This is a genomic window from Paenibacillus ginsengarvi, assembly GCF_003626695.1.
Lineage (GTDB): Bacteria > Bacillota > Bacilli > Paenibacillales > NBRC-103111 > Paenibacillus_AB > Paenibacillus_AB ginsengarvi.
Genome location: NZ_RBAH01000005.1, coordinates 57360 through 71511, shown reverse-complemented (window position 1 = coordinate 71511; position 14152 = coordinate 57360). Strand labels below are relative to the sequence as shown.

The window sequence follows — 14152 nt, the reverse complement described above, 5'->3', positions numbered from 1 at the left end:
CTTTAACCTCCCCTCCGTTTGCCCGGCTGCCAGGGAACGTCGAAGCTCACCCTCGTTCCGCTTCCTACCGTGCTTTCAATGCGAAGGCTCTCGCCATAGAGCAGCCTGATTCGCTGATTTATGTTCCATAGTCCGACGCCTTTCCTGTCCGCATCCGGATGCTGCACTTCGCTGAGCCTGATCTCGCTCATCCCGCATCCGTCGTCCTCCACAACGAAACTCAGTCCGTCGTCCGCTTGCTTCTTCACGGTTACGATGACTTTCCCTCCAGCCGCTTTGGACATCAGGCCATGACAGATGGCGTTCTCCACCAGCGGCTGCAAGACAAGCGGCGGAATCCGCATATTCGCGCAATCGTCCACATCGTACTCCACCTGAAGCCTCTCGCCAAAACGCGCCTGCTCGATGCAAACGTACGCCTCCACCAGCTCCAATTCCTTGTCCAGGGTCGTCCACGAATCCAGATGCTTGAAATCGAAGCTGCCCCGCAAATATTGGGAAAGCTGAAGCGTCAACTCCTCCGCCTTGCGCGGCTCGTCCATACACAGCGTGACAATCGAATTAAGCGCGTTATATAGGAAATGCGGCTTGATCTGCGAGCGCAAAAAAGCGATTTCCGCATTTTTGGCGGCTTTTACGGAAGCTTTCAAGCGGGTTAAGCTTCGCACGCGCGCCATCAGTTCCTCCGCCTCGAACGGTTTTCCGACAAAATCGTTGGCCCCGCCATCCAGCGCCACCTTCGCATCGATGGCTCTGTTTTTGGCCGTCAGCATTAGTACCGGCAATTCAAAAGGTGAAAATCGCTCCCTCACCTTGCCCAACACTTCGTAACCGGACATATCGGGCATCATCATATCCAGAATGATCAGAGAAACGTCCTGCCATTTGGCCAGCTCCTCCAGCGCAAGTCGGCCCCGGTTGACGGCAACGATGGAATATCCGTCCAGCCGCAGCAAATTGATCGCCGCCTGAAGATTGGCGAAGTCGTCGTCCACTACGAGCACACGCTCATCCTTCTCTCCCTGGATATAAACCGGCTCCCAATAAGTAGGGGACGTCTCCACAGGCGGTCGTTGCTCTTCCCGCGCCGCAGCGCTTTCCACAGCCGCCTCCGGCGACAGCGGAAGCGTGAAAGCAAACACAGCGCCTTGCCCCGGAGCCGAGTCGACACGAATATCGCCGCCGTGAAGCTCGACCAGCTTTTTCGTGATGCTTAGTCCGAGACCCGTTCCGCCATAGTTACGCGTTTCCGATGCATCCGCCTGCTCGAACGGCAAAAAAATACGCTCCTGCATAAACGCCGCTATGCCGATTCCCGTATCCTTTACCCGCACCTCCACCTTGTCGCCAGCGACGTCCGCGCTTATTTCCACCGTGCCGAGTTCGGTAAATTTGATCGCATTGCCGAGCAAATTGTGCAAAATTTGCACAAGCCGATTCCCGTCGGTATACACGGCGGGGAGGTTCTCCGGAACGCGGTTCACAAGCGCGATCGGTTTGCCTTCGAGCAAAAACGAATGGATACGGATGACCGAATCGGCAACGGCTTTCAGATCGGTGGCGGATTTGTACAGCGTTATGTCGCCATGCCTTATTTTCGAATAGTCGAGCAACTCGTTGACGAGCTCCGTCAGCCTTCTTCCGCTTCCCGAAACGATGGCCAAATTTTGCGCCTGCCTGGCGGTAATCGGTCCCTCCACGCCCTTAAGCAGCGTATCGGTAATCGTTACGATGGCGCTTAAAGGCGTTTTCAGCTCGTGGGACGTGTTCGACAAAAAATCGTCCTTGATTTTGTCTAGCTGGAGAAGCCGGTCCTTCATCCCGTCTACCGTACGGTACGCTTCAAAAAATCGGAGCACGACCAAAACCAACATGACCATATTAAAACCAATCATATAAAATTGGCCGATCCGCGCATTTTCCTTCAAGGAGAAAGAAAATAAAATCAGGTCGACCGCATACAGCGTCATGCATAAAATCGCCGCGAACAGCAGAAATCGCTCCAGACGGTTGCCTTCGGCACTTCTGATATAAAGCACGGCCGTTCTCAGCAGCAGCCAGATCGTCATCGATTCGTATACCAGAATAACGAACGGCTCTACGGTTGAGTAGGCGGAAATCGGAAGGAATGCGATCAGAACGGCATAACCGCCGAGCACTCCAACGACGAAACGGGTAAACGCCAAAGAAATCATGCTTTGCCTTAGCCGATAAAAAAGGATGGCGAGTGCGCTGAGGCCGGCCATCGAGCAGATGTCCTTCACTTTAAACACCGTTTCGAACGAAACGGCGGGCGCATACATAAGCAGCACCCGTTCCCCGGTCAAACCGTTAAACATCGCATAAAACGAACAAATCGCTGCAAAAAGCAGCAAGGAATAGTCCTTTTTGCCATACAGCGCCGCGATTACGAAGCAGATGACATAAATGAGAGCAAGGGCGATAAGGATGGCGAAGATGCTTAATTCGTGCGCCTTGGCCTTCTGCTGAAGCGTTAGCATCGAGCTTTGCTCGCCGAAATAAATGGAGGCCGGAATGCCCGCGTTCGAGAAGTCGAAATTGGCCACATGGACGATAATGTCCACATCGCCCCGCTCCGCCGAGAAAAAGCCGATTTGCGGCACGTTTCCCGCCCGATAGCCGCTCGCCGTCGAGGATGGCTTGCCGTCCTCGAACAGCTTTCGGCCGTTTGCGTAAACGGCGCTGGAAAAGCGGATATTCGTCTTTTTCAAGGCGAACACGCCGTCTGCCGGCACGTTTTTCAGCACCATTCGGTACGTGGCCGCGCCGTGAGCGGGCAAAAGCGAGCCGTTTACCGTCTTGCCGTTCCACTTGGAGGGTACGTTCATCAAAGCGTCAGGAGACGGCTTGTTCGCGCCAGATTGCCCAAAATCTTCGGGAGTCAGCAGCCGGTTCCAATAATATTCCCATTCGCCGTCCAGCCTGATCATACGGCCCTGTTCGTAGTTCCAGGCGGAAAGATCCATCGCGCCGTCCCGAATGCGCAAATCGCCTTGTTGTTTACCGTTATCCATAACGACAGACAGCGGAATCAGCATAAAGGAAATCAAGCCAACCAAAAAAACGAGCAGCGTCCTCTTAAGCACCATATCCGCTCCTTTGAACAGGATGAAGCTTGCGAACGGACGCTGCCCATTGGGTAAGCAGGCTGCGGCGAGTTTGCGTACACGCCCTAACTAAATCCGTACAGCGAGTTCCTAGTAACTCATTCGACAAAATTCTCCGAAACCCTTCATTTTGGACGATTTCGGTTGATCGGGAAGGCCAGGACGACGTTCTCCTTTAGCTTTTTTTCACTGGCCGCTATATTTGTAAGTTTCGTCGTTAACCGCCCCGAGCGGGGTCATGCGAATGGTTGCCTCCGGATCGGCCGCCAGCACCAGCTCGCGCACGCGGCTCTCCTGCTGCCGAGAGATCAGAACGGTCAGCCCGTCCGCGGCCTCATGCGGAGCCGCCACCCAGCAATTGGAGCCGGTAAGAGACAACAAGCCGGAACGGATCGCCTCGTGCCGGTGTCCGCGTATACGCACAATCGTATAACGGTGACTGCCTCGCATCGTATAACGCAGCGACTGGTAGGCGACGAAGTAGGCGATAACAGAGTACATCGCCTGATCCCAGCCGAACAGAATCCCGCCCAGAGCGAGTATGGACAGATTGGCCAGCATAACCAGCTCGGCGATAGACAGCGGCACTTTCCGCTTGAGCCAGTATACCGCCTCGCCCACCCCATCCGTATAACCTCCCGTACGGACGATCAAGCCCGCACCGCAGCCGAGCGCCGCTCCTCCAAACAGCGAAGCGGCAAGCGGATGCTCGGTCAGCGGCGGCACCGGATCGAGCAGCAGCGTAAGGACGGCGATCGCCCCGAGGGCGGCAAGGCGGAGCGCGGCGGAGCTTCTGCCGATGCCCGGCGCCGCAAGGAACAGAAACGGAACGTTGATGAAAAACAGCAGCAGTCCGAGCCGCATCTCCGTCATATGCGCCAGCATGATGGAAATCCCTTGTGTGCCTCCGGTCATAAGCCGGTTCGGCTTCAGGAACAGTTCGAGTCCGGTTGCAATGAGAACGGCCCCGGCGCAGAAGGATAGCAGCGTGAACAAACCGGTTCGGAAAGGTGTTCTGGCACGATTCGGGCGTTTGCCGATAAAGATCGCACCCCGCATCGCCTCACCCCTCCCGCTCGGGCTGAACCCGTTCGATGGACGACTGGGCGGGATCTTTGGCAGGCTCGGATCGCGAACGGCGGGCGAAGAGCAGCCTGTAGACGTGTTTCGATTCTTTCGTTAGGAGAGGGCCGAGAATGGCAAGTATGAGCACGTACAAGGCAGCAAAAGGCTGCAAAATCCCGAGCAGTCCGCCCGCTTTTCCAAGGCCCGCCAGCACGATCGAAAATTCCCCCCGAGAAGCGATCGTTAGGCCGATATTAACCGATGCCTTTTGCGACAAGCCGGCACTGCGCCCCGCAAGCAGGCCTGCCACGAAGTTGCCGATCAAGGTGATCGCGACCGCGCCAAGCGCCAGCCATACCGCTCCGCCGAGCGCTGTTGGGTCGATCGTCAGCCCGAAGCTGAAGAAGAACATAGCCCCGAAAAAATCGCGAAACGGCAGTATGAGATGCTCGATCCGCTTCATATGCTCGGTTTCCGCTAGCACGAGGCCGACAAGCAGCGCTCCGATCGCCTCCGCGACATGGATCGTTTCGGAGAAGCCGGCAACGACCATCAACGCGCCGAAAACGACAAGGAGAAACAGCTCGTTCGAGCGAATATCAAGCAGCTTGTTGAGCAGCGGAACCGCCTTCCGTCCGATGACGATAATGGCCAGCATGAAGCCGAGGGCGATCAGCGCCGATACGGCGACTCCCGTTATCGATGTCGAGCCGCTCAGCACGAGCCCCGACAAGATCGAGATATAAACGGCGAGGAACACATCCTCGAACAAAGTAATGCCGAGTATCATTTCCGTCTCTGGGTTCGCCGTCCGCTTCAGATCGACGAGCACCTTGGCGACGATCGCGCTCGACGAAATCGTCGTAATACCGGCGATGACGAGCATTTCTTTAAGCGGCATTCCCGCGAGCAGGGCGTACAGCAAGCCCAGCGTAAAATTGATGCCGATATAGATCGTACCACCGACTACGATCGAGCGGCCCGACTTGATAAGCCGGCCGACGGAAAACTCCAGCCCCAAATAAAAGAGCAGAAACAGGACGCCGAGCCGCCCCATAAATTCGATTAGCGGGGCGCTCTCGATAAAGCGGAAGTCGAATACGCCCCATTTCGGAGCATGTGGTCCGACCACCATGCCGACAATAATATAAAATGGGATGACCGAAAACTTCAATTTGGCCGACAACAAGCCGGCTATCGCAATAAGGACGACGGCGAGTCCGATCTCGAGTATGATATGGTCCATATTAAGACCCCCCGTGCGTGAGCAGCTGCTTCAGCACCTTCAGCTGGTTTCGCTCGCCGGCGACAATAAGCGTGCTGCCCCCTCTAAGCCTATAATCCGAGCCCGGGTTAATATGGTGCGTATGATCCGGATACACGGCGGCGATAATGCTCGCGCCCGTCTTTTGGCGTACGTCCAGCTCTCCGATCGTCAAACCGACCGCCGCATAGCCGTCATCGATCCGATACCATTCGATGATAAGATCGTTCAGCGCCACCTCGATCGTTTCCAGCGCTTTCGGTTTATAGTGCATCCCGCCTAGAATCGCTCCGATCGCTCTTGCCTCGTCATCCTCCAGCGTGGCGACAGAGACGGTATCGTCCGGATCGCTTCGATCGGGCGTATAAATCTCCCTTCTGCCATCGTCGTGTACAACGATCACAAATCTTTCCCGCGACAACGTTTCGATTTCGTACTTACGGCCGATTCCCGGCAAATCCGATTCTCTGATTGGTTTCATCCTGTTATCCTCCGATTGCAATGGATCACAGCTTTGCCGCTGCGGCGCAATCGGATAAGGGCAATGCCCGGCATCTGGAAACATGATACGGTTTATTCCGGGCATGCCAAACTTTACCCGCTCCACCTGAACAGACGGCTGGCTGCCGTTATGGTTATCCTTTCCTGCCTGCCAAGTTTCATACGAACCAGATCGAGATGCGAATAACTAATGAACATAAAGCGAAGTGAATTTGAGGGGGCGCAAAAGCAGCTGCTTGCGCAGCAGCGGAATTGGAGGGGCGAATCGTTCCAGACGGGAGCAGATCACGGGACAACTCGTTATCATAGACAGGGAAACATAAAATAATGCAACAAGCGGCAGCATAATGCGCAGCTTCTGCAGGAAATGAGCGGGGGCGCCGAGCGGCGAATGAATCGATGCCGGTGCGGACACGGCGGGAATCGACTTGGAAACCGGCGTCACGACACGTTCGGCGGTAGGCATAAGAAACGACCACAGCAGCGCGAACGCGAAGATCAACAGGCCGAACGTTCGAATAAGCGGACGCAAGATCATCAAGGTACCATCCCTCCCTTCGTTGTAGTCTACCTCTATATTAGCAGAAAATCGTCTGTTTTTAAAGGTTTTATCGAAATTTTCCACCATTTTATGATCATTACTCCGTTTATCTGATATTTTGTCGGAATACCGTCTAAAATCACACATTTTCATTTCTTTTCATATGTTGAACATGAACTGATAACGATAACCATTCTCTCTTATTTAGAATTATTTTAAATAAGTATTGATTTTAAGCCTGACGAGCGTATAATGAAAGACACGGAAGAAAGAAACGTCCTTTTCTAAAGAAAGCAGGTGTCAATATGTACGATTATCATCATTTACGCCATGTCAAAGAACAAGCGACGTCCAAACGGGCGCTCTGGATTACGTTAATACTGACCGCCTTTTTTACGGTCGTCGAAATTATCGGGGGGATCGCCTCCAATTCACTGGCGCTGTTGTCCGACTCGGCCCATATGGTGTCCGACGTTTTCGCGCTCGGTCTCAGCATGACGGCCATATATCTAGCGTCCCGCCAGCCCAATGCCAAATTTACGTTCGGTTATCTCCGCTTTGAGATTGTCGCCTCGTTCCTGAACGGGTTTGCGCTTTGTATTATCGCCCTCGGCATTTTTTACGAAGGCGTGCGGCGGGCGCTTAATCCGCAGGCGATCGATCTTGGCCTGATGCTTACGATCGCCTCCATCGGGTTCATCGTCAATCTGGTGCTTACGTTCGTGCTTAGCCGAAGCATGAAGGAAGAAGAAAATCTGAACGTAAAAAGCGCGCTGTGGCATTTTATCGGCGACCTGCTCAGCTCGGTTGGCGTCATCGTGTCGGCGATCCTCATTTACTTCACCGACTGGGGCTGGGTCGATCCGCTGATCAGCGTCGTCATCGGCGGCATCATTTTCACCGGGGGCAGCAAGATCGTCAAGGAATCGTATCTGATTCTGATGGAATCGGTGCCGGAGCAGTTCAAGCTCGATGACATTCGCCAGTCGCTGCGTGAAGTCGAGGGCGTCGAGGACGTGCACGAAATGCATCTGTGGGCCGTCTCGACCGACCATTATTCGCTAACCGCCCATGTGTTCGTGAATGAGCGCATTCAGCCGTACTGCGTCATACTCGCCATCAACGAAACGCTGCAAAGCAAATACGGCATCACACACTCTACGATCCAGATCGAACATGCGGCGATTCACCCGCACGGCGAGTACGGCAAGCAGTTTTTGCGCCATAAGGAAGAAGAAGAGCGTGCCCGGCTCCAAGCCGAATAAATCGTTTGCGATCACCTTCGATCCCGTATCGAGGTGGTCGCTTTTTTTTGTAAATTGGCAATAAAGAATGAAAACGAAAGATCGCATGTGATCGGATAAGATCGTATGATTTTTTCATGAAAAACCAAGCATTTAGAAGCATTGTTTCATTCGTTGGTACATCGATATAATTAAGTCAGTTATTGCCAGTCACTTCCGCTGACGACCTGAAGTTCAAGGTCCGCATGTTTCCGTCGTCAGCCAAGGCGGTAGTTCTTTTTAAGCTACTAAGATGAAGGAGGTCGCGTATCCCTAGGTTCGGCTGCAATCGATCACCCAATCGAACGAACGGAGGATGTTGTATGAAAAGAAAACTGATGGTCCCGTTTCTTTTCACCTTTGTAATCGCTTTCACGGGATGTTCAAAAAGCCAAAGCACCGGTACTACCTTACCGCCGGAAAAACCGCTCGAACCCGTAACGCTGCGTGTGCATCAGCTTGGAGGCTACTTTACGGACCAGGATTTCGATGAGCTTATCGCTCAGCCCGTCAAGAAGAAATACCCCCACCTCACCGTTACGATGGATAAAACGACCGAAGATTTGCCGGATGTGCTTGCCAAAGGAGAATCCATCGACTTCCTCGTTACGTATCACGGACGTTTGACCGCCTACAAGGATCTCGGCGTTTACGTCGACTTGAATCAGCTCGCCAAGCAGTACAAATTCGATTTGAGCCGCTTCGACCAAGGCGCTCTGGACACGATCATCGCCAACTCCGATAAGGGGGAACTATATGCGCTCCCCTACGCGAACAACCTGAACGCGCTGTATTACAACAAGGACATCTTCGATAAATTCGGCGTCGCCTACCCGAAGGATGGCATGACGTGGGAGGAAACGATCGATCTCGCCAAAAAAGTAACGCGCATGGACAACCAGACCCAATACCGCGGCGTGGAAATCGACGACATCAACCGGCTGCTGTTCCCTCTCTCGTTGAACATTCTGGACGCCAAGACGGATAAAGTCATGGTCAACACCGAACCGTACAAACGAGCGATCGACGTCGCCAAGCAAATTTACTCCATCCCCGGCAACGACTACATCGCCGGCTCCCCCATCGACCGCTTTTTGAAAGACCGCACCGTCGCCATGATCCCTACTATCAATCTGTATCTGCGCTTTCGTCAGGTGACCGACCTGAACTGGGATGTCGCCCAATTCCCGAGCTACAAGGACAAACCGAATGTGTACGGCATGTACGACCTCCACTGCATGATCCCGATGGTGGCAAGCAAGAATCGCGACGATCAGATGCGCGTGCTCGAGGTGTTGTTCTCCGATGAAGTGCAGATGACGATGTCGAAGAAGTCGGCCAAGTTCCCGGTCCTGAAAGATCCGAAGTTCAAACAGGCGTTCGGTCAGGACTTGCCGGAGCTGAAGGGCAAACATATCGAAGGCGTGCTGAAAAGCCATACCGAGATGGCTCCGCCCAACTCGCTTTACTATTCCAAGGCGCTCAGCCTGCTGAATACGGAGTACGCCAACATTTTGAAAAACTCGAAGGACATCAATACCGGCCTGCGCGATGCCGAGGAGCAGATCAAGCAGTATGTCACGACGGAGAAAGCTAAGAAATAAGAACCTCCCGGAGTGGCGTCACCGTACTTCCAACGGAATTATCAAACCTGCCTGACGAAAACGGACGCCGCGCGGCGTCCGTTTTTGATATTATACCATTGCAGCCGCCGCTTGCTCATTACGGGAAGGATCGGATGGCATTAAGGTGAGATCCACACCAAGTGCCATTGCTACCCGAATAATCGTATCGATACGTGGAGCAGTTGTATCGCTCTCGAATCGCGCAATTGCCGATTGCTTCATGCCAGCCCTTCTGGCTAACTCCGCCTGTGTCCACCCCTTGCTTTCCCTCAGCTCGATCAATGCAACAACCATAGCAGCCCGTTTACGTATGATTTCTATTTCTTGTATGCTATCATAGCTCATTTCACTAACCATATCGTCCCAAGATTTCATTGGTTATTCATCTCCGTTTCCTATCATGCTTGCTTTTATCCCCAATCCGATGTTCCCTTATAAATTTGTCCCTCAACCTCCTGGCCTTGGCTAGTTCCAATTCATCCGTTTCATTTGCATCCTTTGAATAATGAGATAGCATGACGAAATAACTTCCATTCCAAAGACACATAAATATTCGTTCATCTAGGGGCCGCAACTCATACAAATTGTTATTTTCCTTCCCCTTTAGGTCCTTGATGATCCTCGTGCCCGCCCGAACTCCCTGAAGACGGACGCGTTCAATGCAATAGGCAATTTTTTCGAACATAATCCTTGCATCTTTCTCGCCGTTATTCTTTCTGACTTCAAGATCTTTAAGGAACTCCTCGATTTCGGGGAGGAACAGAAACTGATATTTATGCACCGGAACGACCCCTTATAATCTATCTTATGCAAAAAAGCAAGATTTATAACGTATACGTTATAAATATAACACATATGTTATCGAACTACAATAAGCTGCAAAGCTTCGTTTCACTTTTTGGGGCGCTCTTGGGGGCAAAGTAGGGGGTCCCCGAAAAGTAATACGAATAAGCTGCGCAGGCCTCCCTTCACTTTTTGGGGTTCTCTCGGGGGCTCCTCCAAAAGTATTCGGAATTTTCTTCGAAGCTTATCTTCACTTTTGGGGGCCAAGTATGGGGTCCCCAAAAAGTAATCGGAATAAGCTGCGTAGGCCTCCCTTCACTTTTTGGGGTAATTTAGGGAACCCTTTTAGACAGCGATTCGTCCAATTGATCGAGGTGAACGAAAAGTGGGTTTGGACTATTTGAGCGCGCTGTCCGACAGCTCGGACAAAAACATCATTTTGAGCGACCTGATGGAGCGCTACGGCAACGATGTGTGGAACTATGCGTTTTTCCTGACGAGCCGTTTCGATCAGGCGGACGACATTTTCCAGGACGTCTTCCTGAAGGTGTACCGCAGCATGTTCTCCTTCCGCGGGGAATCGAGCGTCAAAACGTGGCTGCTCGCGATTACGCGTAACGTCGCCAAGGATCATCGCAAATCGGCATGGGCCCGCCGGGTTTTGCTGATGGCAACGATACGCCCTTCGGAAACGGCTTCCTCGACGGAGAAAGAAGTGCTGAGCCGAATGGTGAACGGCGATATTTGGAAAGCCGTTATGGATTTGCCCGAGAAGCTGCGCGAGGTGCTGCTCTTATACGCCCACCATCAGTTGACCATTCCTGAGATCGCCTCCATGCTGGGCCTGTCGCCGGGCACCGTCAAATCCCGGCTTCATCGGGCCAGAGCGAAGGTGCCGGTTATCCTGAAGCAGCAATTATTCGATTAGTATTTTTTGATCGCGCTTAGCATATCGGACACAAGGTGAGGCGATACAGATGATCTCGAAACGGAACGATTGGGAAAAAGAGCTGCGGCACTTTCCTTTGAATCCAAAAGGCGTGCCGGATAAATTAAAGCAGCGCGTGGAGGAACAAATCGCTATGGGAGCGACCTATAAACGAAAAAGCAAGGGAAGTGCCTGGGTGGCAGCAGCCGTCCTGCTTTTCCTCGCGACGGTTCTGTTCGTACAGCGGGAGCCGATCCTGAGCTTTCTGAAGCAGGAACCGAAGCTCGAGCCGTTCGACGGCAAGACGGAACGAAGCCTGAAGGTGCAATGGTTCGACGGCCCGTCGTTCATGAGCTATTACGGGGACGCGTTCATAATCCAACATCCGAACATGGACGTGGAGACGGTGAACTCGCCGCCGTACGATCCGCAGAAGGACCGGGCCGTCCAATTCGAGGAAATGATCGAGAAAGACAAGCCCGATCTAGTCTACGTCACGCTAGACATTTACCGCAAGCTGGCCGCAGAAGGGAAGTTGCTGGCGCTGGATAGCTTCGTCGCCAAAGAGAAGTATGATTTGTCCGGCTTCCGCGACGGAATCGTCGAGACGATCCGCGAAGCCGGGGGTGGCACCTTGTACGGATTGACGCCTACCTTTTCGTCCAATGCGCTCTACTACAACAAAACGCTGTTCGATAAATACGGCGTTTCCTATCCGACCGACAAAACGAGCTGGGCGGACGTGTTCCGGCTCGCGCAAAGGTTCCCTTCCGAGGGAGAAGGGGATAACCGGATATACGGACTAGTGCCGGATCTCTCCTCTCCTTACGGGGCGGCCGAGGCGGCGGCCCGTACGAGCGGCCTCGGTCTGACGGACGCCGGCGGCGCCAAAATGACCGTAAATACGTCCGCATGGCGATCGATCTGGGAGTTCGTCGCCGACGGGGTCAAGAAAGGCTGGCTATACGAAGCGAAGCCGCGGACCGGCAGCATTTCCGGCATCGACTTTTACAAGCGAAATCCTTTTTTGACCGGCAACGCGGCGATGATGGTATCGAACCAAAGTCTCGCCGAAGATTTGCTCGAAGGGAAGAGACGATACAATCTTGCCGATTTCACCTGGGATATCGTCACGGAGCCGGTTGATCCGGCCCGCCCGAACGTGTCGTCCTCGCTTCGCTTCGACGGCATCTATGCGATCCCGGCCCAGTCCTTAAACGAAAGAGACGCTTGGGAATTGCTCAAGCTGATCCACAGCGAGCCGATCGCGAAGAAAATGTCGAACCGGATGGGAATGAGTTCGCGCAAGCCGGCGGCAAACGAAACGGCAGCCTACCGCAGCGATGCGTTTGGCGCGCTAAAGCCCGATCCGGATAACGTCGCGGGGATGGGCTCGATCATCACGGGGGCGCTGTACCAAGGGATGTCCGGGCTCGTAAACAGCGAGATCAAGGCGGCGGCCGCGGGCGCGAAAACACTCGACGCCGCGATCGAATCGATCCAGCAAGGCGGACAGCAACTGCTCGACCAAGCAAAAGCCGCGAACAAACCGTGATCGGGAATGGATGGAGGCCGCAGAGAAAACATGGAGCTTAAATCTATACCGAGAGGCCGGCTCGCCGGCGCCGCCCTGACCGCCGCGCTGGCGCTGCCGGTCGCGCTCTCCGCTTGCAGCAAACAGGCGGATAAGCCGGAGCAAGAAGTGCTGCGCATTCCTTTTGGCAGCGAACAAACGTTCCAATATTCGTACGGCAACTACTTTGCCGTCAAATTCCCCGATGTCCGGGTAGAGATCATTCCGACCGAGGGGCTGTACGGCCCGGGTAAAAATTACTACGAGGAATTCGAGAAACTGATCCGCGAACAAAAGCCCGACCTGCTCATCACGTATACGAGCGACTACAAACGTTGGGCGTCCAAAGGGCTGCTGCTCGATCTGGAGCCGTTCGTGCGGAAGTCGAAATTCGATCTGGACAGCTTTACTCCGGCCGCCATCGAACAGCTCAAGGCGAACGACGAGGGCAAGCTGTTCGGGCTCGCGCCGCAGCTCACGAGTTCCGCGCTGTATTACAATAAAGATTTGTTCGACAAATACGGCGTGCCGTATCCGACGAACCAGATGTCCTGGGACGACACGATGCGGCTCGCCCGCCGGTTTCCGGTCGATCCCGATCCCGGGAAACGAATCTACGGCATTCACGAGAAATATTCCACCCCGTTCGACTTCGTCAGCGATATCGCGGGTACGGTTGGCGCCTCCCATATAAGCCCTGACGCCAAATGGATCACGCTCGAATCCGACGTATGGAAAAAAGCGTTCGACCAAGTGGTGAGCGGCTTCAAAAGCGGCAATCTGTATTATTACTACAAGGACGGCAAGCGGGTCAATTACGGCCCCGAGGAAACGAAGCAGATGGATTTGTTCAGCAGCGGCAAGGCGGCGATGATGATCAGCAGCACCGAGCAAATGTTCCGCATGAAACAGTGGGGGGAAACAAAGCTGAACTGGGATATCGTCACAGTCCCCGTCGATCCAGCCAACCCCGAGTACACGCGCTACTTCAACGTTTCTCCGATTTATGCTATAGCCGCGAACGCGGAGCATCCACAAACGGCGTGGAAAGTGGTGCAATATTTCAACAGCGAGGAAGCGGCGAAGGTAAGCCAGAAAACGGAGGATGTACTGTCTACCCGGACAGCCTTCGCCAAAACGAAGGACGGACTCAGCCTGATGCCGTTTTACATGCTTAAGGTGAAGCCGCTGGACATTAGTCCGGTTGCGTTTCCCCCGAGCGCCTTTTTCCAGCAGTTCGAGACGATCGTCATCCGCGAGATCGACGAAGCGGTCAAGGGCCGCAAATCGGTCGAAGAAACGATCCGAGCGATTCAGACCGACGCACAGGTTGTGCTGGACCGGGCTTGGCTGGAGCAGGACGCGCAAAAGAAGTAGCGGATCGACCACTAACCCTTGTTTTCGCGATTACTTGTTCCGCCTAGCGCCATATGCAGGCAGCTACAAATAAAAGCCTTTTGA

Annotated in this window: 12 protein-coding genes; 5 read left to right on the top strand and 7 right to left on the bottom strand. The window is 53.8% G+C overall.

The annotated features are described in order from the left end of the window. Nucleotides 1–2: 2 nt before the first annotated feature. The 5 genes from D7M11_RS08705 to D7M11_RS08685 form a co-directional block, all read right to left on the bottom strand. Nucleotides 3–3110, bottom strand: coding sequence for a hybrid sensor histidine kinase/response regulator (locus D7M11_RS08705; protein ID WP_120746813.1), 3108 nt, complete (start codon nt 3108–3110; stop codon nt 3–5). A gap of 204 nt (nt 3111–3314) precedes the next feature. After that, on the bottom strand, nt 3315–4187 hold the full coding sequence (locus tag D7M11_RS08700; RefSeq protein WP_120746812.1) for a YitT family protein: 873 nt from the start codon (nt 4185–4187) through the stop codon (nt 3315–3317). Between the two features lie 4 nt (nt 4188–4191). Then, nucleotides 4192–5439 carry a cation:proton antiporter gene (locus D7M11_RS08695; protein ID WP_120746811.1) on the bottom strand — a complete coding sequence of 416 codons (1248 nt, stop codon included), beginning with the start codon at nt 5437–5439 and terminating at the stop codon, nt 4192–4194. A gap of 1 nt (nt 5440) precedes the next feature. Beyond that, the gene (locus tag D7M11_RS08690) at nt 5441–5938 is read right to left on the bottom strand and encodes a cation:proton antiporter regulatory subunit (protein WP_120746810.1); all 498 of its coding nucleotides are present in this window, start codon (nt 5936–5938) and stop codon (nt 5441–5443) included. 207 nt (nt 5939–6145) lie between these two features. After that, the gene (locus tag D7M11_RS08685; protein ID WP_147433411.1) at nt 6146–6499 is read right to left on the bottom strand and encodes a hypothetical protein; all 354 of its coding nucleotides are present in this window, start codon (nt 6497–6499) and stop codon (nt 6146–6148) included. 305 nt (nt 6500–6804) lie between these two features. On the opposite strand from D7M11_RS08685, the gene D7M11_RS08680 reads away from it, so the two are divergent. Both D7M11_RS08680 and D7M11_RS08675 read left to right on the top strand, forming a co-directional pair. Beyond that, on the top strand, nt 6805–7764 hold the full coding sequence (locus tag D7M11_RS08680; RefSeq protein ID WP_120746808.1) for a cation diffusion facilitator family transporter: 960 nt from the start codon (nt 6805–6807) through the stop codon (nt 7762–7764). 341 nt (nt 7765–8105) lie between these two features. Beyond that, complete coding sequence (locus D7M11_RS08675; RefSeq protein ID WP_120746807.1) at nt 8106–9386, top strand: ABC transporter substrate-binding protein; 1281 nt, start codon at nt 8106–8108, stop codon at nt 9384–9386. 90 nt (nt 9387–9476) lie between these two features. On the opposite strand, the gene D7M11_RS08670 is transcribed toward D7M11_RS08675, so the two are convergent. Continuing rightward, entirely contained in the window at nt 9477–9782 is a 306-nt protein-coding gene (locus D7M11_RS08670) for a helix-turn-helix domain-containing protein (RefSeq protein WP_240041015.1), read from the bottom strand. Between the two features lie 7 nt (nt 9783–9789). Then, nucleotides 9790–10188, bottom strand: coding sequence for a type II toxin-antitoxin system RelE/ParE family toxin (locus D7M11_RS08665; protein WP_120746806.1), 399 nt, complete (start codon nt 10186–10188; stop codon nt 9790–9792). 387 nt (nt 10189–10575) lie between these two features. On the opposite strand from D7M11_RS08665, the gene D7M11_RS08660 reads away from it, so the two are divergent. From D7M11_RS08660 to D7M11_RS08650, 3 genes are all read left to right on the top strand, one after another. Beyond that, nucleotides 10576–11118: an RNA polymerase sigma factor gene (locus D7M11_RS08660; protein WP_240041014.1), complete on the top strand. Its 543-nt coding sequence runs from the start codon at nt 10576–10578 to the stop codon at nt 11116–11118. 97 nt (nt 11119–11215) lie between these two features. Further along, complete coding sequence (locus D7M11_RS08655; RefSeq protein ID WP_193556147.1) at nt 11216–12673, top strand: extracellular solute-binding protein; 1458 nt, start codon at nt 11216–11218, stop codon at nt 12671–12673. 30 nt (nt 12674–12703) lie between these two features. Continuing rightward, nucleotides 12704–14068, top strand: a complete 1365-nt coding sequence (locus D7M11_RS08650) for an ABC transporter substrate-binding protein (RefSeq protein ID WP_158606517.1) — start codon at nt 12704–12706, stop codon at nt 14066–14068. Nucleotides 14069–14152 lie beyond the last annotated feature (84 nt).